23 protein-coding genes and 2 pseudogenes are annotated in these 21,978 nt (G+C 64.0%); 20 read left to right on the forward strand and 5 right to left on the reverse strand.

Annotated features, from left to right (window positions below):
- The first annotated feature begins 110 nt into the window (after positions 1–110).
- The 7 genes from hslV to CAG46_RS01065 all read left to right on the forward strand — a co-directional run bounded on the left by hslV (position 111) and on the right by CAG46_RS01065 (position 7,945).
- A complete protein-coding gene (hslV, locus tag CAG46_RS01030; protein ID WP_003249309.1) occupies positions 111–641 on the forward strand; it encodes an ATP-dependent protease subunit HslV in 531 nt (176 codons plus the stop codon).
- Positions 642–717: 76 nt separating this feature from the next.
- Positions 718–2,061: an ATP-dependent protease ATPase subunit HslU gene (gene hslU / locus CAG46_RS01035; RefSeq protein WP_015272084.1), complete on the forward strand. Its 1,344-nt coding sequence runs from the start codon at positions 718–720 to the stop codon at positions 2,059–2,061.
- A gap of 163 nt (positions 2,062–2,224) precedes the next feature.
- The gene (locus CAG46_RS01040) at positions 2,225–2,602 is read left to right on the forward strand and encodes a gamma-butyrobetaine hydroxylase-like domain-containing protein (RefSeq protein ID WP_003249306.1); all 378 of its coding nucleotides are present in this window, start codon (positions 2,225–2,227) and stop codon (positions 2,600–2,602) included.
- Between the two features lie 269 nt (positions 2,603–2,871).
- A complete protein-coding gene (phaC, locus tag CAG46_RS01045; RefSeq protein WP_085614661.1) occupies positions 2,872–4,551 on the forward strand; it encodes a class II poly(R)-hydroxyalkanoic acid synthase in 1,680 nt (559 codons plus the stop codon).
- Positions 4,552–4,614: 63 nt separating this feature from the next.
- On the forward strand, positions 4,615–5,466 hold the full coding sequence (phaZ, locus tag CAG46_RS01050) for a poly(3-hydroxyalkanoate) depolymerase (RefSeq protein ID WP_085587802.1): 852 nt from the start codon (positions 4,615–4,617) through the stop codon (positions 5,464–5,466).
- A gap of 168 nt (positions 5,467–5,634) precedes the next feature.
- Positions 5,635–7,317 carry a class II poly(R)-hydroxyalkanoic acid synthase gene (gene phaC, locus CAG46_RS01060; RefSeq protein WP_085614657.1) on the forward strand — a complete coding sequence of 561 codons (1,683 nt, stop codon included), beginning with the start codon at positions 5,635–5,637 and terminating at the stop codon, positions 7,315–7,317.
- A 13-nt stretch (positions 7,318–7,330) separates the two neighbouring features.
- The gene (locus CAG46_RS01065) at positions 7,331–7,945 is read left to right on the forward strand and encodes a TetR/AcrR family transcriptional regulator (RefSeq protein ID WP_075046596.1); all 615 of its coding nucleotides are present in this window, start codon (positions 7,331–7,333) and stop codon (positions 7,943–7,945) included.
- 130 nt (positions 7,946–8,075) lie between these two features.
- On the opposite strand, the gene CAG46_RS01070 is transcribed toward CAG46_RS01065, so the two are convergent.
- From CAG46_RS01070 to CAG46_RS01080, 3 genes are all read right to left on the reverse strand, one after another.
- The gene (locus tag CAG46_RS01070) at positions 8,076–8,864 is read right to left on the reverse strand and encodes a phasin family protein (RefSeq protein WP_085614655.1); all 789 of its coding nucleotides are present in this window, start codon (positions 8,862–8,864) and stop codon (positions 8,076–8,078) included.
- A 10-nt stretch (positions 8,865–8,874) separates the two neighbouring features.
- Positions 8,875–9,294, reverse strand: coding sequence for a phasin family protein (locus CAG46_RS01075; RefSeq protein WP_023663112.1), 420 nt, complete (start codon positions 9,292–9,294; stop codon positions 8,875–8,877).
- 125 nt (positions 9,295–9,419) lie between these two features.
- Positions 9,420–9,695: a polyhydroxyalkanoic acid system family protein gene (locus CAG46_RS01080; protein ID WP_015272091.1), complete on the reverse strand. Its 276-nt coding sequence runs from the start codon at positions 9,693–9,695 to the stop codon at positions 9,420–9,422.
- Between the two features lie 124 nt (positions 9,696–9,819).
- Here CAG46_RS01080 and ubiE point away from each other — a divergent pair, with 124 nt between their 5' ends.
- From ubiE to CAG46_RS29275, 13 genes and pseudogenes are all read left to right on the forward strand, one after another.
- Positions 9,820–10,590, forward strand: coding sequence for a bifunctional demethylmenaquinone methyltransferase/2-methoxy-6-polyprenyl-1,4-benzoquinol methylase UbiE (gene ubiE, locus CAG46_RS01085; RefSeq protein WP_013974541.1), 771 nt, complete (start codon positions 9,820–9,822; stop codon positions 10,588–10,590).
- Positions 10,590–11,213, forward strand: coding sequence for an SCP2 domain-containing protein (locus CAG46_RS01090; RefSeq protein ID WP_075046598.1), 624 nt, complete (start codon positions 10,590–10,592; stop codon positions 11,211–11,213). Before ubiE ends, CAG46_RS01090 begins: the two co-directional genes overlap by 1 nt.
- Complete coding sequence (gene ubiB, locus CAG46_RS01095; RefSeq protein WP_085614653.1) at positions 11,210–12,829, forward strand: ubiquinone biosynthesis regulatory protein kinase UbiB; 1,620 nt, start codon at positions 11,210–11,212, stop codon at positions 12,827–12,829. Before CAG46_RS01090 ends, ubiB begins: the two co-directional genes overlap by 4 nt.
- A 72-nt stretch (positions 12,830–12,901) precedes the next feature.
- A complete protein-coding gene (gene hisI, locus CAG46_RS01100; RefSeq protein WP_085614651.1) occupies positions 12,902–13,294 on the forward strand; it encodes a phosphoribosyl-AMP cyclohydrolase in 393 nt (130 codons plus the stop codon).
- 1 nt (position 13,295) lies between these two features.
- The gene (locus CAG46_RS01105; protein ID WP_013974545.1) at positions 13,296–13,631 is read left to right on the forward strand and encodes a phosphoribosyl-ATP diphosphatase; all 336 of its coding nucleotides are present in this window, start codon (positions 13,296–13,298) and stop codon (positions 13,629–13,631) included.
- A 171-nt stretch (positions 13,632–13,802) separates the two neighbouring features.
- Positions 13,803–14,075 (forward strand): twin-arginine translocase TatA/TatE family subunit, encoded by a 273-nt coding sequence (locus tag CAG46_RS01110; protein ID WP_025340917.1) that lies wholly within the window; start codon positions 13,803–13,805, stop codon positions 14,073–14,075.
- 3 nt (positions 14,076–14,078) lie between these two features.
- Positions 14,079–14,456, forward strand: a complete 378-nt coding sequence (gene tatB, locus CAG46_RS01115) for a Sec-independent protein translocase protein TatB (RefSeq protein WP_025340918.1) — start codon at positions 14,079–14,081, stop codon at positions 14,454–14,456.
- Positions 14,453–15,241, forward strand: coding sequence for a twin-arginine translocase subunit TatC (gene tatC, locus CAG46_RS01120; protein WP_013974546.1), 789 nt, complete (start codon positions 14,453–14,455; stop codon positions 15,239–15,241). Before tatB ends, tatC begins: the two co-directional genes overlap by 4 nt.
- Positions 15,238–15,945 (forward strand): 16S rRNA (uracil(1498)-N(3))-methyltransferase, encoded by a 708-nt coding sequence (locus CAG46_RS01125; protein ID WP_085614649.1) that lies wholly within the window; start codon positions 15,238–15,240, stop codon positions 15,943–15,945. The genes tatC and CAG46_RS01125 overlap by 4 nt, the downstream gene beginning before the upstream one ends.
- A 217-nt stretch (positions 15,946–16,162) precedes the next feature.
- Positions 16,163–17,107: pseudogene (locus CAG46_RS29260) on the forward strand (methyl-accepting chemotaxis protein); the annotation flags it as partial.
- Positions 17,108–17,248: 141 nt separating this feature from the next.
- On the forward strand, positions 17,249–17,962 hold the full coding sequence (locus tag CAG46_RS29265; RefSeq protein ID WP_371919194.1) for a methyl-accepting chemotaxis protein: 714 nt from the start codon (positions 17,249–17,251) through the stop codon (positions 17,960–17,962).
- Positions 17,963–18,225: 263 nt separating this feature from the next.
- Positions 18,226–19,266 (forward strand): annotated as a pseudogene (locus CAG46_RS29270) (methyl-accepting chemotaxis protein); the annotation flags it as partial.
- A gap of 198 nt (positions 19,267–19,464) precedes the next feature.
- Positions 19,465–20,169 carry a methyl-accepting chemotaxis protein gene (locus CAG46_RS29275; protein WP_371257968.1) on the forward strand — a complete coding sequence of 235 codons (705 nt, stop codon included), beginning with the start codon at positions 19,465–19,467 and terminating at the stop codon, positions 20,167–20,169.
- A gap of 111 nt (positions 20,170–20,280) precedes the next feature.
- On the opposite strand, the gene CAG46_RS01140 is transcribed toward CAG46_RS29275, so the two are convergent.
- Positions 20,281–21,015: an amino acid ABC transporter ATP-binding protein gene (locus CAG46_RS01140; protein ID WP_013974550.1), complete on the reverse strand. Its 735-nt coding sequence runs from the start codon at positions 21,013–21,015 to the stop codon at positions 20,281–20,283.
- Positions 21,008–21,970: an amino acid ABC transporter permease gene (locus tag CAG46_RS01145; protein ID WP_015272097.1), complete on the reverse strand. Its 963-nt coding sequence runs from the start codon at positions 21,968–21,970 to the stop codon at positions 21,008–21,010. Before CAG46_RS01145 ends, CAG46_RS01140 begins: the two co-directional genes overlap by 8 nt.
- Between the last annotated feature and the right edge of the window lie 8 nt (positions 21,971–21,978).

The following is a 21,978-nucleotide window of genomic DNA, read 5'->3' on the forward strand; positions in this document are numbered from 1 at the left end:
CGGTTAAGAGACCGAGCCGACCATTCATCCCCCACGGTTGAAATCCTTCCCCCCACCCCCATATGAGTCTGCATCAGGCACTTTCGCCCCGCTGCGTGGAGACTCTCCCCTTGACCACCATCGTTTCTGTCCGCCGTAACGGCAAAGTCGTCATGGGCGGCGACGGCCAGGTATCCCTCGGCAACACCGTGATGAAAGGCAACGCCAAGAAGGTGCGCCGCCTGTACCACGGCCAGGTCATCGCGGGCTTCGCCGGCGCCACCGCCGATGCGTTCACCCTGTTCGAGCGCTTTGAAGGCCAGCTCGAGAAACATCAGGGCCACCTGGTCCGCGCTGCCGTGGAGCTGGCCAAGGAATGGCGTACCGATCGTTCCCTGAGCCGCCTGGAGGCCATGCTGGCCGTGGCCAACAAGGACGCCTCCCTGATCATCACCGGCAACGGCGACGTGGTCGAACCCGAAGACGGCCTGATCGCCATGGGTTCCGGCGGCGCCTACGCCCAGGCCGCAGCCCGCGCCCTGCTGAACAAGACCGACCTCTCGGCCCGTGAAATCGCCGAGACCGCCCTGAACATCGCCGGCGACATCTGCGTGTTCACCAACCACAACCTGACCATCGAGGAGCAGGACCTGGCCGACTGATCAGCTGTTCTGGCGCCTCATCCCGGTGATGGGGTTTTTCCACGCTGATTCATTCCGCCCGAGGACCATTTTCATCATGTCCATGACCCCCCGCGAGATCGTCCACGAACTCAACCGCCACATCATCGGCCAGGACGACGCCAAGCGCGCCGTGGCCATCGCCCTGCGCAACCGCTGGCGGCGCATGCAGCTCCCCGCCGAGCTGCGCGCCGAAGTGACCCCGAAGAACATCCTGATGATCGGCCCTACCGGCGTCGGCAAGACCGAAATCGCCCGCCGCCTGGCCAAGCTGGCCAACGCGCCGTTCCTCAAGGTCGAAGCCACCAAGTTCACCGAAGTGGGCTACGTGGGCCGCGACGTCGAGTCGATCATCCGCGACCTGGCCGATGCCGCGCTGAAGATGCTGCGTGAGCAAGAGATCATCCGCGTGCGCCACCGCGCCGAAGACGCCGCCGAAGACCGCATCCTCGACGCCCTGCTGCCGCAGGCGCGGGTCAGCAGCTTCGCCGAGGAAGCCGCGCAGACCAGCACCGACTCCAACACCCGCCAGCTGTTCCGCAAGCGCCTGCGCGAAGGCCAGCTGGACGACAAGGAAATCGAGATCGAAGTGGCCGATGCCGTGGGCGTCGAAATTGCCGCGCCGCCCGGCATGGAAGAAATGACCAACCAGCTGCAGAGCCTGTTCGCCAACATGGGCAAAGGCAAGCGCAAGGCGCGCAAGCTGAAGGTTAAAGAGGCGCTGAAGATGGTTCGCGATGAAGAAGCGAGCCGCCTGGTCAACGAGGAAGAACTCAAGGCCAAGGCCCTCGAAGCTGTCGAGCAGCACGGCATCGTGTTCATCGACGAAATCGACAAGGTTGCCAAGCGAGGCAACGTTGGCGGCGCCGACGTGTCCCGTGAAGGCGTGCAGCGCGACCTGCTGCCGCTGATCGAAGGCTGCACCGTCAACACCAAGCTGGGCATGGTCAAGACCGACCACATCCTGTTCATTGCCTCGGGTGCGTTCCACCTGAGCAAGCCGAGCGACCTGGTGCCCGAACTGCAAGGCCGCCTGCCGATCCGTGTGGAGCTCAAGGCCCTGACCCCGGAAGACTTCGAGCGCATCCTGCAGGAGCCGCACGCGTCGCTGACCGAACAGTATCAGGCCCTGCTCAAGACCGAAGGCCTGAACATCGAGTTCCTCGCCGACGGTATCAAGCGCCTGGCCGAGATTGCCTACCAGGTCAACGAGAAGACCGAGAACATCGGTGCCCGCCGCCTGCACACCCTGCTCGAGCGTTTGCTCGAAGAGGTGTCGTTCAGCGCTGGCGACCTGGCCAGCACCCATGACGAAGCGCCGATCCAGATCGACGCGGCGTATGTGAACAGCCACCTGGGTGAGCTGGCGCAGAACGAAGACCTGTCGCGTTACATCCTGTAAAACCGGCGTCGACTGCTTCGCGGGCACGCCCGCTCCCACAGGATCACCACAGACCCAAAGCATGTGGTGATCCTATGGGAGCGGGCGCGCCCGCGAAGAGGCCCTTGAATCCCTCCATCATAAGCTGGAAGCTTGCTTCATCAGCTCCCGAGAGATTCCGCCCATGGCCCGCCTGCCCACCGCCATCAACCTGCACAAAGCCTCGAAAACCCTCAGCCTCACCTACGCCCCCGGCGAGGTCTACCACCTGCCCGCCGAATTCCTGCGCGTGCACTCCCCCTCCGCCGAGGTCCAGGGCCACGGTAACCCCATCCTCCAGTTCGGCAAGATCAACGTCGGCCTCAGCGGCCTGGAACCTGCCGGCCAATACGCACTGAAACTGACCTTCGACGACGGCCATGACAGCGGCCTGTTCACCTGGGAATATCTCGAGCAGCTGTGCCTGCGCCAGGAACAGCTGTGGGCCGAGTACCTCGACGAACTGCACAAGGCCGGGAAATCCCGCGACCCTGCCGAGTCGGTGGTCAAACTCATGCTCTAGCGCAAGGCCTGCAGGATTTAGAGCGCATTTTCTAAAATCATCTGTTTGAATGACTTACAGACAGCCCAGTGACGGGCTGTCTTGCGCATTACATGAAAGTCGGGTAACCAATGGGGGGTGGCAAGTTCCCTGCATCAAATTGCAGGTAGTCAGAACCCTCGCAGCACCGCTGTTCCTTATCACTGGTCACCCGAGTAGCAGTACCGGGCTCAGAACTGTGCACCCGCCACAGCAACCGGTACTCGTCTCAGGACAACGGAGCGTCGTAGATGAGTAACAAGAGCAACGATGAGCTGCAGCGGCAGGCCTCGGAAAACACCCTGGGGCTGAACCCGGTCATCGGTATCCGCCGCAAAGACCTGTTGAGCTCGGCACGCACCGTGCTGCGCCAGGCCGTGCGCCAACCGCTGCACAGCGCCAAACATGTGGCCCACTTTGGCTTGGAGCTGAAGAACGTGCTGCTGGGCAAGTCCAGCCTTGCCCCGGAAAGCGACGACCGCCGCTTCAATGACCCGGCATGGAGCAACAACCCACTTTACCGCCGCTACCTGCAAACCTATCTGGCCTGGCGCAAGGAGCTGCAGGACTGGATCGGCAACAGCGACCTGTCGCCCCAGGACATCAGCCGCGGCCAGTTCGTCATCAACCTGATGACCGAAGCCATGGCTCCGACCAACACCCTGTCCAACCCGGCAGCGGTCAAACGCTTTTTCGAAACCGGCGGCAAGAGCCTGCTCGATGGCCTGTCCAACCTGGCCAAGGACCTGGTCAACAACGGTGGAATGCCCAGCCAGGTGAACATGGACGCCTTCGAGGTGGGCAAGAACCTGGGCACCAGTGAAGGCGCCGTGGTGTACCGCAACGATGTGCTGGAACTGATCCAGTACAGCCCCATCACCGAGCAGGTGCATGCCCGCCCGCTGCTGGTGGTGCCGCCGCAGATCAACAAGTTCTACGTATTCGACCTGAGCCCGGAAAAGAGCCTGGCGCGCTACTGCCTGCGCTCGCAGCAGCAGACCTTCATCATCAGCTGGCGCAACCCGACCAAAGCCCAGCGCGAATGGGGCCTGTCCACCTACATCGACGCGCTCAAGGAGGCGGTCGACGCGGTGCTGGCGATTACCGGCAGCAAGGACCTGAACATGCTCGGTGCCTGCTCCGGCGGCATCACCTGCACGGCATTGGTCGGCCACTATGCCGCCCTCGGCGAAAACAAGGTCAATGCCCTGACCCTGCTGGTCAGCGTGCTGGACACCACCATGGACAACCAGGTCGCCCTGTTCGTCGACGAGCAGACTTTGGAGGCCGCCAAGCGCCACTCCTACCAGGCCGGCGTGCTCGAAGGCAGCGAGATGGCCAAGGTGTTCGCCTGGATGCGCCCCAACGACCTGATCTGGAACTACTGGGTCAACAACTACCTGCTCGGCAACGAGCCGCCGGTGTTCGACATCCTGTTCTGGAACAACGACACCACGCGCCTGCCGGCCGCCTTCCACGGCGACCTGATCGAAATGTTCAAGAGCAACCCGCTGACCCGCCCGGATGCCCTGGAAGTGTGCGGCACCCCGATCGACCTGAAACAGGTCAAATGCGACATCTACAGCCTTGCCGGCACCAACGACCACATCACCCCGTGGCAGTCGTGCTACCGCTCGGCGCACCTGTTCGGCGGCAAGATAGAGTTCGTGCTGTCCAACAGCGGCCACATCCAGAGCATCCTCAACCCGCCAGGCAACCCCAAGGCGCGCTTCATGACCGGTGCCGATCGCCCGGGTGACCCGGTGGCCTGGCAGGAAAACGCCACCAAGCATGCCGACTCCTGGTGGCTGCACTGGCAAAGCTGGCTGGGCGAGCGTGCCGGCGAGCTGAAAAAGGCGCCAACCCGCCTGGGCAACCGTGCCTATGCCGCTGGCGAGGCATCCCCGGGCACCTACGTTCACGAGCGTTGAGCTGCAGCGCCGTGGCCCCCTGCGGGGCGCCACGGTGTTCATTTCACCCCATGAGTCACGCGCATGCCGCAACCCTACATCTTCAGGACCGTCGAGCTGGACAACCAGTCCATCCGCACCGCCGTCCGCCCGGGCAAGCCGCACCTGACGCCGTTGCTGATCTTCAACGGCATCGGTGCCAACCTGGAGCTGGTGTTTCCGTTCATCGAAGCACTGGACCCGGACCTGGAAGTCATTGCCTTTGACGTACCCGGGGTCGGCGGCTCGTCCACGCCACGCCACCCGTACCGCTTCCCCGGGTTGGCCAAGCTGACGGCACGCATGCTCGACTACCTCGACTACGGCCAGGTCAATGTCATCGGTGTGTCCTGGGGCGGCGCCCTGGCCCAGCAGTTCGCCCACGATTACCCCGAACGCTGCAAGAAACTGGTGCTGGCCGCCACCGCAGCCGGTGCGGTGATGGTGCCAGGCAAGCCCAAGGTGTTGTGGATGATGGCCAGCCCACGGCGTTACGTGCAGCCGTCGCATGTCATCCGCATTGCGCCGACGATCTATGGCGGCGGCTTCCGGCGTGACCCCGAACTGGCCATGCAGCACGCCGCCAAGGTGCGCTCCGGCGGCAAGATGGGCTACTACTGGCAGCTGTTCGCCGGGCTCGGCTGGACCAGCATCCACTGGCTGCACAAGATCCAGCAACCGACCCTGGTGCTGGCCGGCGACGACGACCCGCTGATCCCGCTGATCAACATGCGCCTGCTGGCCTGGCGGATTCCCAATGCCCAGCTACACATTATCGACGACGGTCATTTGTTCCTGATCACCCGGGCCGAGGCCGTCGCCCCGATCATCATGAAGTTCCTTCAGCAAGAACGACAGCGCGCCGTCATGCACCCTCGCCCGGCTTCGGGTGTGTGAAGGCGATTTGGGGCCCTGTGGGAGCGGGTTCACCCGCGAAGAATCCAACTCGGTGTATGGCACCGGCTTCGCCGGTGTTCGCGGGTGAACCCGCTCCCACAGAGACCCTGCTAGATCAGTGAATATGTTTAGTCATGAGGCACCAGGTCAGGACGAGGGAGTGTTGCCATGAAAGACAAACCGGCCAAAGGAACGCCAACGCTTCCCGCCACCAGCATGAACGTGCAGAACGCCATCCTCGGCCTGCGCGGTCGTGACCTGATTTCCACGTTGCGCAATGTCAGCCGCCAAAGCCTGCGTCACCCGCTGCACACCGCACATCACCTGTTGGCCCTGGGTGGCCAGCTGGGCCGGGTGATACTGGGTGACGCACCGCTTCAGCCGAACCCGCGCGATACGCGCTTCAATGACCCGACATGGAGCCAGAACCCGTTCTACCGTCGCGGTCTGCAGGCCTACCTGGCCTGGCAGAAGCAGACCCGCCTGTGGATCGAGGAAAGCCACCTGGACGACGATGACCGGGCCCGTGCGCACTTCCTGTTCAACCTGATCAACGATGCCCTGGCGCCGAGCAACTCGCTGCTCAACCCGTTGGCGGTCAAGGAACTGTTCAACAGCGGTGGCCAGAGCCTGCTGCGCGGCGTGGCCCACCTGCTCGATGACCTGCGCCACAACGACGGCCTGCCACGCCAGGTCGACGAGCGCGCCTTCGAAGTGGGCGGCAACCTGGCCGCGACCGCTGGCGCCGTGGTGTTTCGCAACGAGCTGCTGGAGCTGATCCAGTACAAGCCGATGAGCGAAAAGCAGCACGCCCGGCCACTGCTGGTGGTGCCGCCACAGATCAACAAGTTCTACATCTTCGACCTCAGCTCGACCAACAGCTTCGTCCAGTACATGCTCAAGAATGGCCTGCAGGTGTTCATGATCAGCTGGCGCAACCCCGACCCGCGCCACCGCGAATGGGGCCTGTCCAGCTACGTTCAGGCCCTGGAAGAAGCGCTCAACGCTTGCCGCAGCATCAGCGGCAACCGCGACCCCAACCTGATGGGCGCCTGCGCCGGCGGCCTGACCATGGCCGCACTGCAGGGCCACCTGCAAGCCAAGCACCAGCTGCGCCGGGTGCGCAGCGCCACCTACCTGGTCAGCCTGCTGGACAGCAAGTTCGAAAGCCCCGCCAGCCTGTTCGCCGACGAGCAGACCATCGAGGCCGCCAAGCGCCGCTCCTACCAGCGCGGTGTGCTGGATGGCGCCGAGGTGGCGCGGATCTTCGCCTGGATGCGGCCCAACGACCTGATCTGGAACTACTGGGTCAACAACTACCTGCTCGGCAAGACACCACCAGCCTTCGACATCCTGTACTGGAACGCCGACAGCACGCGCCTGCCCGCCGCGCTGCATGGCGACCTGCTGGACTTCTTCAAGCTCAACCCGCTGACCCACCCCGCCGGCCTGGAGGTATGCGGCACACCCATCGACCTGCAGAAGGTCGAGCTGGACAGTTTCACCGTGGCCGGCAGCAACGACCACATCACCCCGTGGGATGCGGTGTACCGCTCGGCCTTGCTGCTGGGTGGCGACCGACGCTTCGTGCTGGCCAACAGCGGGCACATCCAGAGCATCATCAACCCGCCCGGCAACCCCAAGGCCTACTACCTGGCCAACCCCAAGCTGTCCAGCGACCCCCGCGCCTGGTTCCACGATGCCAAGCGCAGCGAAGGCAGCTGGTGGCCGTTGTGGCTGGAGTGGATCACCCCGCGCTCCGGCCCGCTCAAGGCACCGCGCAGCGAACTGGGCAATGCCACCTACCCACCGCTGGGCCCCGCGCCGGGCACCTACGTGCTGACCCGATGAGCATGCCGACTGGATGAAGACTCGCGACCGTATCCTCGAATGTGCCCTGCAGCTGTTCAACCAGCAGGGCGAGCCGAACGTATCCACCCTGGAAATTGCCAACGAACTGGGCATCAGCCCTGGCAACCTCTACTACCACTTCCACGGCAAGGAGCCGTTGGTGCTGGGGCTGTTCGAGCGCTTTGAAGAAGCGCTGATGCCCTTGCTCGACCCGCCGCTGGAGGTACGCCTTGACGCCGAAGATTACTGGCTGTTCCTGCACCTGATCGTCGAACGCATGGCGCAGTACCGCTTCCTGTTCCAGGACCTGTCGAACCTGACCGGACGCCTGCCCAAACTGGCCCGCGGCATGCGCAACCTGATCAACGCGCTCAAGCGCACGCTGGCGGCGTTGCTGGCCAGCCTCAAGGGCCAAGGGTTGGTAGAGAGCGAGACCCAGGCGCTGGGGCAACTGGTGGAGCAGATCACCCTGACACTGATGTTCTCGCTGGATTATCAGCGGGTACTGGGGCGCGAGGGGGATGTGGGGATTGTGGTGTACCAGGTGATGATGCTGGTGGCGCCGCATCTGCAGGCCCAGGCGCGGGGGGCAGCGGAGCAGTTGGCGGTGCGGTATCTGGAGGGGTAAGCCTGACTGGGATGTAATGCAGCAGCCGACGCATTCGCGGGTGAACCCGCTCCCACAAGTACCTTGCAGAGCTTACAAGCGGCGCAGTACCTGTGGGAGCGGGTTTACCCGCGAAGAAGGCGACGCGGTATCAGATCAGGGTACCGGTGCCTGTCTGTGCCGAAGGCGGGTTGCTGGCCGGAGCCGCAGTGGGCGCCGGAGCTGCGCTAGCGGCCGGAGCGGCGCTGGCCGCTGGAGCTGCCGGCTTGGCGGCTGCCGGCTTGGCCGGTGCTTTCTTCACAGCAGGCTTCTTCGCCACAGCCGGCTTGGCCGCTGCCGGCTTGGTCGCTGCCGGTTTCGCCGCAGGCTTGGCCGCCGCAGTCTTCGCAGCAGGTTTAGCCGCTGCGGCCTTGGCTGCCGGCTTGGCTGCCGCGGTTTTTGCCGCAGGCTTGGCCGCTGCCGTCTTGGCCAGTGGCTTGGCCGCCGCCTTGCTCGCAGCCGGTTTGGCTGCAGTGCGCGACGAAATCGGGGTAACCGAAGCGCCGGTGAGTTTCTCGATCTGCTTGGTCAGGCTGTCCACCTGCTGGTGCAGGGCCTTGATCTCGTTGCGGCTCGGCACGCCAAGGCGCGAGATGGCACTGTTCAGGCGCTTGTCGAAGGCCTCTTCGAGTTCGCTCCACTTGCCCAGCGCACGGTCCTTCACGCCCGACACACGCGAAGTGGTCGACGACTTGGCAGTTTCAGCAACATCTTCTGCGGTCTTCTTCGCCTGCTTCTCGGCCTTCTCGCCATCCTTCACCAGCGAGTCGAACAGCTTCGGGCCGTCCTGGTCGATCTTCGAATAGATACCAAGCCCCGCCAGCCAGATCTTGCGGGAGTACTTCTCGATCCCGCCGACCCAGGAGCTGCCTTCTTTCTCGGAATTCTTCTTGCCAGCCATCCTGCTCTCCTTATGGTTTGTGCGCGACGCGCTCGAGCAGCTCGTGAAGCTGTTCAAGCTTGATGGACAACGCCTCAACGTCATGTTTAGACGGAATGCCAAGGCGATTCAAGGCGCGACCTACCCGCGCGTCGAAAGCTTTTTCGATCTTGTCCAGTTGAACTTCGACCTTGCCGCGTACGCGACTGACTTCCTGGGTCGCTTCGTCGATCTGGTTGTTGGCAGCATCGAGCTCCTTGTCGATGCGCTTCTTGCCACGCTTCTCGACGCCTTCGCCGGCCTTGACCAGCTCATTGAAGTAGTCGGAGCCTTCCTGGCCCACACGCGCATAGGCGCCGATGCCCGCCAGCCAGATCTTGCGCGCGTAGCCGCGCACCTCGCCCAGCGTACCCGGGGCGTCGTCCTTTTTCTTCACAGTCACTTTGGCCATGCTCTGTACCTCATGCTCATGAGTGGAGGAGGAACCGCCCATGGAGGTTGGGCTTGAGCACAAGGTAGAGAGGGAAATTAGAATCTTCACCCTAAGGTGAACGAGCATGGCCCCGGGAAGGGGTGTCAGGCCAGGGCTTTGTCCAGCGCCCGCTCGATCTCGCCCTTGATGGTGCCGCTCATCATCGACAGCATCATGCCCAGCTTCAATTCGACGCGGATGCGGTCATCGAAGATGTGCACGCTGCCGTTGGCACCGCTGCGCGCCACGTCGACCCGGTCACCGTTCCAGGTGGCCTTGAGGTCGTACTCGCGGGTCAGTTTGTCGACCAGCGCTTCAGCCTTGGCACGGGCGGCATCACGGCCGAGGGAATGTTTGCGTTCGACGCTGATCTGGGTCATGCGGGTGTTCCTGAAGATGAAGACATAATGGGCATTATGCCCGCCCCTGCCCACTGGCACACCCCGCCAAGACAAATCCGCCCGTTCGCCCTAGAATGGCGGTAATTTTTTCCGGTGAAGCGATATGAACGACCAGCGCAAAGGCGACCACGCCGAACCCACCACCCATTTCGGTTACCAGGACGTCCCTGAAAGCCAGAAGGCGAAGAAAGTCGCCGAGGTGTTCCACTCGGTAGCGGCCAAGTACGACCTGATGAACGACGTGCTTTCCGGCGGCATGCACCGCCTGTGGAAGCGCTTCACCATCGAGCTGTCGGGCGTACGCGCCGGCAACCGTGTACTGGACATCGCCGGCGGTACCGGCGACCTGGCCGCCAAGTTCTCGCGGCTGGTCGGCCCGACCGGCCAGGTAGTGCTGGCCGACATCAATGAGTCGATGCTCAAGGTCGGCCGTGACCGCCTGCTCGACCGTGGCGTGGCCGGCAACATCGAGTTCGTCCAGGCCGACGCCGAGAAGCTGCCATTCCCGGACAACCACTTCGACTGCGTGACCATCGCCTTCGGCCTGCGCAACGTCACCCACAAGGACGAAGCCATCCGCTCGATGCTGCGCGTGCTCAAGCCGGGCGGTCGCCTGCTGGTGCTGGAGTTCTCCAAGCCGACCAACAAGCTGATGTCCAAGGCCTACGACGCCTACTCGTTCGCCTTCATGCCGCTGGCCGGCAAGCTGATCACCAACGACTCGGAGAGCTACCGTTACCTCGCCGAGTCGATCCGCATGCACCCCGATCAGGAAACCCTTAAGGCCATGATGGTCGAGGCCGGTTTCGACCGCGTCACCTACCACAACATGACCAGCGGCATCGTTGCCGTGCACCGGGGGATCAAGCCCTGATGCTGCTGGCCGGGCTGCTCGCCAGCGCCGAACATGGCCTGAACCGCGTCCTGCGCATGGACAGCACGGCCCTGCCGCGGCTGGCCGCGCTGGAGGGCAAGGTCATCGAGATCGACTGCCGCCAGCCGGCCTTGCAGGTGTTCATCCTGCCCGATGAAGAGGGCCTGATGCTCGCCGCCCACTGGCAAGGCGAGGTCGACTGCAGCCTGCGCGCCCCGGCCGGCAGCCTGGCGCAGCTGGCCCTGGCCAGGGACAAGACCGCCGTGCTGCACAGCCCGCAAGTCGAACTGCATGGCGACAGCGCCGTGCTGCTCGACCTGTTCGGTGTGCTGCAGGACCTGGAGCTGGACTGGGAGCACGAGCTGCAACGCTGGCTCGGCCCGGTCGCCACGGCGCTGCTGGCGGGCCACATCCGCCTGCGTGCACGCTGGACCCGCCAGGGCCTGGCGCGCTTCAGCCAGAACCTTTCCGAGTACCTGGCCGAAGAGTCCCGTACCCTGGTCGGCAAGCGCGAAGCCGAAGCCGCCTTCAGCGAGCTCGATGCCCTGAAGCTCGATACAGAACGCCTCGAGGCGCGCCTCAAGCGCCTTTCCCGAACCCTTGATACCAGCGATAACGCATGAAGCTGCTCGCCGTCCGCCGTCTTTTTCGCATCCAGCGTGTGGTGATCCGCTACCGTCTCGATGACCTGCTGTTCGACCTGCCGCTGCCCTGGTGGTTGATGAGCCTGCGCCTGCTGATGCCGTGGCGCTGGCTGCCGCGCAAGCCGTCCGAGCTCAGCCGTGGCGCGCGCCTGCGCCTGGCCCTGCAGGACCTGGGGCCGATCTTCATCAAGTTCGGCCAGTTGTTGTCCACCCGCCGCGACCTGCTGCCCAACGACATTGCCGATGAGCTGATGCTGTTGCAGGACCGCGTGCCGCCGTTCGACCCCAAGCAGGCCGTGGCACTGATCGAGGCGCAGCTGGGCGCCCCGGTAACGCAACTGTTCAGCCGCTTCGACGTCGAGCCACTGGCCTCGGCCTCGGTGGCCCAGGTGCACGCTGCGCGCCTGAAAAGTGGCGAGGAAGTGGTGGTCAAGGTGGTGCGCCCAGGCCTGAAGCCGGTGATCGCCCAGGACCTGGCCTGGCTGTTCCTGATCGCCAAGGCCGCCGAGCGCGCTTCGGCCGACGCCCGTCGCCTGCACCCGGTGGAAATCGTCGGCGACTACGAAAAAACCATCTACGACGAGCTCGACCTGCTGCGCGAAGCGGCCAACGCCAGCCAGCTGCGGCGCAACTTCGAAGGCTCCGAGCTGATGTACGTACCCCAGGTGTACTGGGACCTGTGCCGCCCCAAGGTGCTGGTGATGGAGCGCATCTACGGCGTGCCGGTGACCGACATGGCCACCTTGGCCGACCAGCGCACCGACATGAAGCTGCTGGCCGAACGGGGTGTGGAGGTGTTCTTCACCCAGGTGTTCCGCGACAGCTTCTTCCATGCCGACATGCACCCCGGCAACATCTTCGTCAGCACGGTCAAACCATGGAGCCCGCAGTACATCGCCATCGACTGCGGCATCGTCGGCAGCCTGACCGCCGAGGACCAGGACTACCTGGCGCGCAACCTGATCGCTTTCTTCAAGCGTGACTACCGCCGCGTCGCCCAGTTGCACATCGACTCGGGCTGGGTGCCGGCGCACACCAAGGTGAACGAGTTCGAAGCGGCGATCCGCACCGTGTGCGAGCCGATCTTCGAAAAACCGTTAAAGGATATTTCCTTCGGCCAGGTGCTGATGCGCCTGTTCCAGACCGCCCGGCGCTTCAACATGGAAGTGCAGCCGCAGCTGGTGTTGCTGCAGAAGACCCTGCTCAACATCGAGGGCCTGGGCCGCCAGCTGTACCCCGAGCTGGACCTGTGGAGCACCGCCAAGCCATTCCTCGAGCGCTGGATGCGAGACCGCATGAGCCCCAAGGCCGTGCTCGGCAACATTCACAGCCAGGTCGAGCAACTGCCGCACCTGGCCGACATGACCCGCGACCTGCTCGAGCGCCTGTCGCAACCGCACCTGCACGATCCGCAACTGCCGGAGCGGCGCCGCCAGGGCGACCGCTGGGCGCTGCGCCTGCTCGGCGCCGGCCTGCTCGGCGGTGGTGCGGTACTGGCCGCTGGTGCCGCCGCGGCCACCAGCCTGGCCGCCCCTGCCGCCTGGCCGGCCTGGCTGATGCTGGCCGCCGGCCTTTACCTGATCGTGCGCCAATAGCCAGCCGCGCCCATGGCTGGCACACTAGCGCAAAGGGCCCGGCACAGGAGCGGGCCCGCTTTGGAGTCGACGATGAAAGACTGGCTGGACGAGATCAAGTGGAACAGCGAGGGCCTGGTACCGGCGATCGCCCAGGACCACAAGACCGGACGCGTGCTGATGATGGCCTGGATGAACCGCGAATCGCTGGCCCTGACCGCCGCCGAGCAACGCGCCATCTACTGGTCGCGTTCGCGTGGCAAGCTGTGGCGCAAGGGCGAGGAATCCGGGCATGTGCAGAAGCTGCATGAAATGCGCCTGGACTGCGATGCCGACGTGATCATCCTGATGGTCGAGCAATTGGGCCATATCGCCTGCCATACCGGCCGTGAAAGCTGCTTCTACCGCGTCTTCGAAGACGGCCAGTGGAAAATCGTCGACCCGGTCCTGAAAGACCCGCATGCCATCTACAGCGCAGGACACTGACATGAGCGACACCCTCAACCGCCTGGCCGAAGTGCTTGAAGAACGCAAGCAAGCGGCGCCCGACAGCTCCTACGTGGCCAGCCTGTACCACAAGGGCCTGAACAAGATCCTCGAAAAGCTCGGCGAAGAGTCGGTCGAGACGATCATTGCCGCCAAGGATGCCGCGGTCAGCAAGGATTACAGCGATGTCATCTACGAAACCGCCGACCTGTGGTTTCATAGCCTGGTAATGCTCAGCGCGCTGGGCCAGCATCCGCAAGCCGTGCTCGATGAGCTGGAACGCCGCTTCGGACTTTCCGGGCATGATGAGAAGGCGGCTCGACAGCCGTCTGCCTGATGTAATTCAGGTGTGCGGGGCCCCTCTCTTTTTTGTGGGAGCGGGTTCACCCGCGAAGAATGCGACGCGGTGTATGGCACCGGCTAAGCCGGTGTTCGCGGGTGAACCCGCTCCCACAGGGGCCGCGTTGCCAGAACAATTCGCTTTACCTGTAAATTTCAGGAGTACGAAATGGGTATCTTTGACTGGAAACACTGGATCGTCCTGCTGGTGGTCGTGGTCCTGGTGTTTGGCACCAAGAAGCTGAAGAACTTCGGCAGTGACCTGGGTGAGTCGATCAAGGGCTTCCGCAAGGCCATGAGCGACGAAGAGAACAAGCCGGCCGAGCAGACCCCGCCGCCTGCCCAACCCGTTCCACCGGTGCAGAACACTGCCCAGCAGAACCAGGGCCACACCATCGAAGGCCAGGCCCAGCCGGCTCAAGAGCCGCAGCGGAAAGACTGACCCATGTTCGGCATCAGTTTCAGCGAGCTGCTGCTCGTCGGCCTGGTCGCCCTGCTGGTGCTCGGCCCCGAGCGCCTGCCCGGTGCCGCGCGCACGGCAGGCCTGTGGATCGGCCGGCTCAAGCGCAGTTTCAACAGCATCAAGATGGAAGTGGAGCGCGAAATCGGCGCCGACGAAATCCGCCGCCAGCTGCACAACGAGCACATCCTGCAGATGGAAGAGGAAGCCAAGCGCATCCTCAACCCGATGACGCCACCGGCGCAGCCACCTGTCACCACCGCAACCGTTCAGCCCCCCGCCGGGCTCGAAGCCAGGCCGGTCGAGACCGCTGCCACCCCGGCCACGCCTTCTGAACCGCCTCAACCGCCGCGAGCCCCATGAGCGAAAATCCGGAACACGACCAGCCAATGCCGCTGGTTTCGCACCTGACCGAACTGCGCACCCGCCTGCTGCGCTGCGTTGCCGTCATTTTCCTGATCTTTGCCGGGCTGTTCTCCTTCGCCCAGCAGATCTACACCTTGGTCTCCGCGCCGCTGCGCGAGCACCTGCCGGCCAATGCGACGATGATCGCCACCGACGTGGCCTCGCCGTTCCTCACGCCGTTCAAGCTGACCATGATCGTCTCGCTGTTCCTGGCGATACCGTTCATCCTCCAGCAGATCTGGGGCTTCATCGCACCCGGGCTGTACCGCCATGAAAAGCGCATCGCCATTCCGCTGTTGGTGTCGAGCATCTTCCTGTTCTACGCCGGCATGGCCTTCGCCTATTTCCTGGTGTTCCCGCTGATCTTCGGCTTCTTCGCCAGCGCCACGCCGGAAGGCGTGTCGATGATGACCGACATCGCCAGCTACCTCGACTTCGTGATGACGCTGTTCTTCGCCTTTGGCGTGGCCTTCGAAATCCCGGTGGCGGTGGTGCTGCTGGTATGGATCGGCGTGGTCGACGTGAAGTACCTGAAGAAGATTCGCCCCTACGTGATCATCGGCTGCTTCGTGGTCGGCATGGTCCTCACCCCACCGGACATCTTCTCCCAGACCCTGCTGGCCGTACCCATGTGGCTGCTGTTCGAGATCGGCGTGCTGTGCGGCAGCCTGATCCGCAAGCGCAGCGCCCACGACGAAACCGCCAACGACCACAACGACCAGCCACCAGCGACCCAACCGTGAACCTGTTGCTCCTTGAAGAGGCCGACTTCGTCTCGGCCGACCGCGTCGTTCTCGCAGACCGGCGCTTCACCCACATGCAGGACATCCACCGTGTGGCGGTGGGCGACAACCTGCGCGTGGGCCGTATCAACGGCCTGATGGGCAAGGCCACGGTGCTGCGCCTGGAAAAGCACGAAGCCGAACTGGAAGTCGCCTTTGACCAGCAGCCACCGGCCAAGCTGCCGCTGACCCTGGTGCTGGCCGTACCTCGGCCGAAAATGCTGCGCCGGCTGTTCCAGACCGTGGCCACCCTTGGCGTGCCGCGGCTGATCCTGCTGAACAGCTACAAGGTCGAGAAAAGCTTCTGGCAAACACCGTTCCTGCACCCGGACAGCATTCGCGAGAACCTCATCCTGGGCCTGGAACAAGCCCGCGACACCGTACTGCCCGAAGTGATCATCGAGAAGCGCTTCAAACCATTCGTCGAAGACCGCCTGCCGGCCATCGCCGCAGGCACCCTGGGCCTGGTCGGCCACCCCGGCCCCTACCCCGCCTGCCCGCGCGCCGTGGAGCAGCCCGTGACCCTGGCCATCGGCCCGGAGGGCGGCTGGATCCCCTACGAGGTGGACCTGCTGGGCAAGGCAGGCCTGGCTCCGGTCCAGCTGGGCGACCGCATCCTGCGGGTAGAGACAGCGGTGACAGCGATGCTTTCACGAATTTTCTGACACTGAAGTCAACTTTTACCCATAAAGTTTCCCCTCCCCAGGCCGATTGTCTTGGCAACACAACAGTTAATCGTGCTGCCAAGGCGCCGGGGAGTCGTACATGTATCAATGGTTCGCCCAATCATTGGGCAATGTGAGCGTCAATCGCAAACTGGGGCTGGGCTTCGGCCTGGTGCTGCTGTTGACCCTGGCCATCACGCTGGCGGGCTGGCACGGCATGGACAGCATCATCAACCGTGGCGACAAGCTGGGAAACATCTCGGTCATCCAGCAGTACACCCAGGAACTGCGCATCGCCCGCCAGCATTACCAGCGCCAGCCTGACGAAGCCTCGGTGGCAGAGCTGGAAAAAGCCCTGGGCAATCTCGAGCGCCAGGTGCAGCTTATGCTCGGGCAGATCGAGCAGCCCGCTGACAGCCAGCGCCTTGAGCAGCAGCGCGAGGCCGTGCGCGGCTACCAGCAGGCGTTCAACGAGCTGAAACAGGCCGGCCAACGCCGCGAGGCCAGCCGCGCCGTGCTAGGCGACACTGCCGACAAAGCCGCGGAGCTGATTGGCCGGGTGCAACGCGGCCTGCTGCAGGGTGGCGATATCAGCCAGTACCAGCACGCCGTGGAAGTCAGCGCCCTGTTGCAACAGGCGCGGTTCCAGGTACGCGGTTACACCTACAGCGGCAACGCCGACTATCAGCAGACGGCGCTGAAAGCTATCGACCAGGCCTTGGCCGAACTGCGCGCGCTACCGGCCAAAGTGCCGGCGGAGCATGCTGCCAGCCTGGACGATGCCACCACCGCCCTGGCAGGCTACCGCGACGCGGTCACCCAGTTCGGCAGTGCCCAGGTCGCCAGTGAGCAGGCCCTGCAGAGCATGGTCGAGCACGGCACCGTACTGCTGCAGACCAGCCAGGCGATGACCACCTCGCAAACCGCTGTGCGCGACGCCGGGGCGGCCCAGGCCAAGACCGTGCTCGCCGTGGCCACCGTGCTGGCCCTGACCCTCGGCCTGCTGGCGGCCTGGGCCATCACCCGGCAGATCATCGTCCCGCTGCGCCAGACCTTGCACGCCGCCGAGCGCGTGGCCAGTGGCGACCTGACCCTGAACCTGCAGGTACAACGCCGCGACGAACTGGGCCAGTTGCAAGCCAGCATGCATCGCATGACCCAGGGCCTGCGCGAACTGATCAGCGGCATCGGTGATGGCGTCACGCAGATCGCCAGTGCTGCCGAGGAGCTGTCGGCGGTGACCGAGCAGACCAGTGCCGGGGTCAACAACCAGAAGGTCGAGACCGATCAGGTGGCGACCGCCATGAACCAGATGACCGCCACCGTGCATGAGGTGGCGCGCAATGCCGAGCAGGCCTCGGAAGCTGCGTTGATGGCCGACCAGCAAGCCCGCGAAGGCGACCGTGTGGTGGGCGAGGCAGTGGTGCAGATCGAGCGCCTGGCCGGCGAAGTGGTCAACTCCAGCGAAGCGATGAACCAGCTCAAGGCCGAAAGCGACAAGATCGGCAGCGTGCTCGACGTGATCAAATCGGTGGCCCAGCAGACCAACCTGCTGGCCCTCAACGCAGCGATCGAAGCGGCCCGTGCCGGCGAGGCCGGGCGTGGCTTTGCCGTGGTGGCCGATGAGGTGCGCAGCCTGGCGCAGCGCACTCAGCAATCGACCGAAGAGATCGAAGAACTGATTGCCGGCCTGCAGAACGGCACCCAGCGCGTGGCCAGCGTGATGGACAGCAGCCGCCAGCTGACCGACAGCAGCGTCGAACTGACCCGCCGTGCCGGCAGCTCGCTGGAGACCATCACCCGGACCGTATCGTCGATCCAGGCCATGAACCAGCAGATTGCCACGGCAGCTGAAGAACAGACGGCCGTGGCAGAAGAGATCAACCGCAGCGTGATGAACGTGCGGGATATTTCTGACCAGACCTCGGCGGCCAGTGAAGAGACGGCCAGTTCCAGCGTGGAGCTGGCGCGGTTGGGTACCCACCTGCAAGGGTTGGTGGGGAGGTTCAGGCTCTAGGCTGATATGTAGGTCGCCTGTACTGGCCTCTTCGCGGGTAAACCCGCTCCCACAGGTACCGCACAGTTCTCAAAATCTGTGCAGTACCTGTGGGAGCGGGTTTACCCGCGAAGAGGCCGGCGCAGGTGGAGTGTTCCTACCTGTTGAAGTGAAATTTCCTACCTAATTATCAGGTCAAGTCCTACAGCTCCGCTGCCGATTGGCAAAGGTGTGATGCCAGCAATGCGCCTGCATCCTCGCCCCCAATCGCACGGAGATTCCTCATGCTCGGCTACCTCAACCGCAAGCTCGGCAACATCAGTGTCGCAGCCAAGCTCGCCCTCGGCTTTGCCGTAGTCCTGCTGCTTACCCTGGCCACCACCGTCAGTGGCTGGCGTGCACTGGATGACGCCATTGTGCGTTCGCAGCAACTCAGCGAAATCGGCCTGATCAACGACCTGACCAAAGACTTGCGCGCAGAGCGCATCACTTACCGCGTACTCAACGACAACGCCAGTAGAACGCGGATAGCCAACATTCTCGACCAGCTCAACAGCATGCTGAGCACCTTGCAACAACGTAGCAGCGTGGATGAATCCCGGCAGATGCTGACCGAAAAGCTCGCGTTGCTGCAGCGCCTGCGCGACGATTTCAGCGAGCTGGAGAATACTGTCGCCAAGCGTATCGCCCTGCGCCAGGCCATGCAGGCCCATGAGCAGAAGCTCACCGAAGTGATCGACGATCTCCAGACCCAGGCCTTGCTGAGGATGCCTGCCGACAGCCAGCAAGGCGGTGTGCTGGGGCTGATGGACACGCTTGGCCGTCATGTCGACGGTGCCAACCAGCAGAGCCTGGTTCCGGCCTATACCTTCTCCCCTGTGGAAAGCTTCGCCAAGGTCGGCGACAGCTCCCTGGATGCCGCCGCCAGCAGCCTTGCACAACTGCTCAAAGGCCTTGCTCCACTTGGCTTGCCCCGTGCGCTCACCCAGCAGCCCGGCGAGCAGCTGGCCAAGTACCGAGCCAGCCTGGATGAGTATCGTCGGGCTGCGGTGCGTGTCGAACAGCTGCAAAACAATATGGAGAACATGGGCAACGAGCTGCGCGCGGTAAGCCTGGAACTTGGCAAACGCAAGGTCGAGCAGCGCGACAGGGAAGCCCTTGAAGCCCGTTCGCTGCTGACCACTGTAGCCCTGCTGGCGTTGGTCGTAGGCGTCGTGGCCGGCTGGCTGATCACCCTGCAGATCACCCAGCCTTTGCGCCAGACCCTGGCCGTGGCCGGGCGCATCGCCAAGGGCGACCTGAGCCAGGTCGAACCGGTGCAACGCCGCGACGAGATGGGCCAGTTGCAAACCAGCATGCGCGAAATGACCTTGAGCCTGCGCGAGCTGATCGGTGGCATCGACCGGGGCGTCGGCCACCTGTCACAGGCCGCCACACAGCTGGCGGCCAGCAGCGAAGACACCAAGCTGCGCATCAACCAGCAACGCGAGGAAACCGACCAGGTGGCCACAGCCATGAACCAGATGAGCGCCACCGTGCAGGAAGTGGCGCAGAACGCTGAACAGGCCTCGCTGGCGGCGACCAACGCCGACCAGCAGGCGCAGATCGGCGACCAGGTGGTGGCCGAAGCTATTGGCCGTATCGAACAGCTGGCCGGGCAGATGGACCATTGTCTGGCGGCCATGCAGCACCTGGCGGGCGAGAGCCAGCGCATTGGCAGCATCCTCGATGTGATCAAGTCAGTGTCCGAGCAGACCAACCTGCTGGCCCTGAACGCGGCGATCGAAGCAGCACGGGCGGGTGAAGCCGGGCGTGGTTTTGCCGTGGTGGCCGATGAAGTGCGCGGTCTGGCCCAGCGCACCTCGACGGCGACCGAGGAAATCGGCCAACTGATCGACAGCCTGCATAACGGCACCGACGAAGTGACCCGCCTGCTGGACAACAGCAAGAACCTGACCGAGCAGAGTGTGGAGCTGAGCCGCAAGGCGGGGCATGCGTTGAGCCAGATCACCGACACGGTGTCCAGCATCCAGGGCATGAACCAGCAGATTGCCACGGCCAGCGAAGAGCAGAGCGTGGTCGCCGAGCAGATCAACCGTAGTGTGCTGAATGTGCGCGATGTGTCGGATCAGACCAGTGCGGCCAGTGAGCAGACGGCGGCTTCTAGTGGGGAACTGGAGCAGCTGGGGCAGCAGCTGCGGGGGATGGTGGGGCGGTTCAACATCTGAAACCGAGTCGTCCTCTTCGCGGGCATGCCCGCTCCCACAGGTATATCACCCTCCTTCAAGGCAGTGGTGGACCTGTGGGAGCGGGCGTGCCCGCGAAGAGGCCGGTGCGGGTTAAAGCACCTGACGCAGGAACGCCTGCGCGCGCGGGTCCTTCGGCGAGGCGAAGAACGCGGCCGGCGCCGAATCTTCCAGCAGCTTGCCATGATCGAAGAACAGCACCCGGTCCGCCACTTCACGGGCAAAGCCCATTTCGTGGGTAACGCAGACCATGGTCATGCCTTCCTGGGCCAGGGTCTTCATCACGTCCAGCACCTCGCCGACCATTTCCGGGTCAAGCGCCGAGGTCGGTTCGTCGAACAGCATCACTTTCGGGTCCATGGCCAGGGCACGGGCGATCGCCACCCGCTGTTGCTGACCACCGGACAGGCGTGACGGGTATTCGTTGGCTTTCTGCGCAATGCCCACCTTCTCCAGCAGCGCCCGGGCCTTGGCCTCGCGGTCGGCCTTGTTGCGCTTGCGCACCACCTTCTGTGCCAGGCACAGGTTCTCCAGCACGGTCATGTGCGGGAACAGGTTGAAGTGCTGGAACACCATGCCGACTTCGCGGCGGTAGGCGTTGATGTCGGTCTTCGGGTCGGCCAGTTGCAGGCCGTCGATGGCCACATGGCCTTCGTCGAAATGCTCCAGGCCGTTGAGGCAGCGCAGGAAGGTCGACTTGCCCGAACCCGACGGGCCGAGCACCACCACCACTTCGCCCTTGGCGACCTGGGTGGTGACGTTATCCACGGCCCGTACCACGTGGCCACGGGTGTCGAAGACTTTCAGCAGGTCACGGACTTCAATCACTTTGCGCAAGCCTCCGCTCGAGCCGGCTGGCCAGGTGCGACAGCGGCAGGTTGATCAGCAGGTACAGGCCTGCCACGCAGAACCAGATCTCGAAGGTCGAGAACGAGGTGGTAATGGCCTCGCGGCCGCTCTTGGTCAGTTCGGTGATGGCGATCACCGAGACCAGCGAGGTGTCCTTGACCAGGCTGATGAACTGGCCGGCCAAAGGCGGCAGCACGCGCTTGAAGGCCTGCGGCAGGATCACGTGGCGCATCGACTGGCCCGCGTTCAGGCCCAGCGAGCGGGCCGCTTCGTTCTGGCCCTTGGCGATGGACTGCACGCCGGCACGAACGATTTCGGCCACGTAGGCGCCGGTGAACAGCGCCAGTGCAGCCACCCCGGCAAACTCGCGGGACAGGTTGAGCACGGTACCGATGAAGAAGTAGAAGATGAAGATCTGTACCAGCAGCGGTGTACCGCGCACCAGCTCGACATACACCGTCGACAGGTCGCGCAGCGTAGGGTTGCTGGACAGGCGGCAGAGGCCGGCGAACAGGCCGATCAACAGGCCCAGGGCACCGGATACCACCGAAATCCAAAGCGTGGTCCACAGGCCCCAGGCCAGCGGGCCGGCCGCCCAGTGGCGGGTGACGCCAATCTGGTCGCCTTCGGAAACATCGTCGCCGCGGGCCAGCTGCAGGCTGTCCTTGTCCACATCGAGCACCTGCTCGGCACCGCTCTCGTCTTTCAGCGTGACACGGGCATTGTCGCCAGAGATGACGATGTCCTGCACGGTGCCGTAACCGGCGGCGCGCTGTGCTTCCTCGGCCTTGTAGGCGAAGTACTGCGGTACGCGGTTCCAGCGCCACTCGTAGGAAATCATCGAGGTGGCCATGTACAGGCTGAACGCCAGGCCCACCAGGACCAGGGCAGTCAAACCGTGCCAGGGCCACTGGGCTTTCTTGTGTTTGATCACGTGGGGTA

It is taken from the genome of Pseudomonas sp. B23(2017) (assembly GCF_002113725.1).
In the GTDB taxonomy this organism is placed as follows: Bacteria; Pseudomonadota; Gammaproteobacteria; order Pseudomonadales; family Pseudomonadaceae; genus Aquipseudomonas; species Aquipseudomonas putida_Z.

Coding starts and splice junctions, on each gene's coding strand:
- hslU (WP_015272084.1), top strand. CDS start 718: ATGTCCATGACCCCCCGCGAGATCGTCCACGAACTCAACCGCCACATC.
- CAG46_RS01040 (WP_003249306.1), top strand. CDS start 2,225: ATGGCCCGCCTGCCCACCGCCATCAACCTGCACAAAGCCTCGAAAACC.
- phaC (WP_085614661.1), top strand. CDS start 2,872: ATGAGTAACAAGAGCAACGATGAGCTGCAGCGGCAGGCCTCGGAAAAC.
- phaZ (WP_085587802.1), top strand. CDS start 4,615: ATGCCGCAACCCTACATCTTCAGGACCGTCGAGCTGGACAACCAGTCC.
- phaC (WP_085614657.1), top strand. CDS start 5,635: ATGAAAGACAAACCGGCCAAAGGAACGCCAACGCTTCCCGCCACCAGC.
- CAG46_RS01065 (WP_075046596.1), top strand. CDS start 7,331: ATGAAGACTCGCGACCGTATCCTCGAATGTGCCCTGCAGCTGTTCAAC.
- CAG46_RS01070 (WP_085614655.1), bottom strand. CDS start 8,864: ATGGCTGGCAAGAAGAATTCCGAGAAAGAAGGCAGCTCCTGGGTCGGC.
- CAG46_RS01075 (WP_023663112.1), bottom strand. CDS start 9,294: ATGGCCAAAGTGACTGTGAAGAAAAAGGACGACGCCCCGGGTACGCTG.
- CAG46_RS01080 (WP_015272091.1), bottom strand. CDS start 9,695: ATGACCCAGATCAGCGTCGAACGCAAACATTCCCTCGGCCGTGATGCC.
- ubiE (WP_013974541.1), top strand. CDS start 9,820: ATGAACGACCAGCGCAAAGGCGACCACGCCGAACCCACCACCCATTTC.
- CAG46_RS01090 (WP_075046598.1), top strand. CDS start 10,590: ATGCTGCTGGCCGGGCTGCTCGCCAGCGCCGAACATGGCCTGAACCGC.
- ubiB (WP_085614653.1), top strand. CDS start 11,210: ATGAAGCTGCTCGCCGTCCGCCGTCTTTTTCGCATCCAGCGTGTGGTG.
- hisI (WP_085614651.1), top strand. CDS start 12,902: ATGAAAGACTGGCTGGACGAGATCAAGTGGAACAGCGAGGGCCTGGTA.
- CAG46_RS01105 (WP_013974545.1), top strand. CDS start 13,296: ATGAGCGACACCCTCAACCGCCTGGCCGAAGTGCTTGAAGAACGCAAG.
- CAG46_RS01110 (WP_025340917.1), top strand. CDS start 13,803: ATGGGTATCTTTGACTGGAAACACTGGATCGTCCTGCTGGTGGTCGTG.
- tatB (WP_025340918.1), top strand. CDS start 14,079: ATGTTCGGCATCAGTTTCAGCGAGCTGCTGCTCGTCGGCCTGGTCGCC.
- tatC (WP_013974546.1), top strand. CDS start 14,453: ATGAGCGAAAATCCGGAACACGACCAGCCAATGCCGCTGGTTTCGCAC.
- CAG46_RS29265 (WP_371919194.1), top strand. CDS start 17,249: ATGAACCAGATGACCGCCACCGTGCATGAGGTGGCGCGCAATGCCGAG.
- CAG46_RS29275 (WP_371257968.1), top strand. CDS start 19,465: ATGAGCGCCACCGTGCAGGAAGTGGCGCAGAACGCTGAACAGGCCTCG.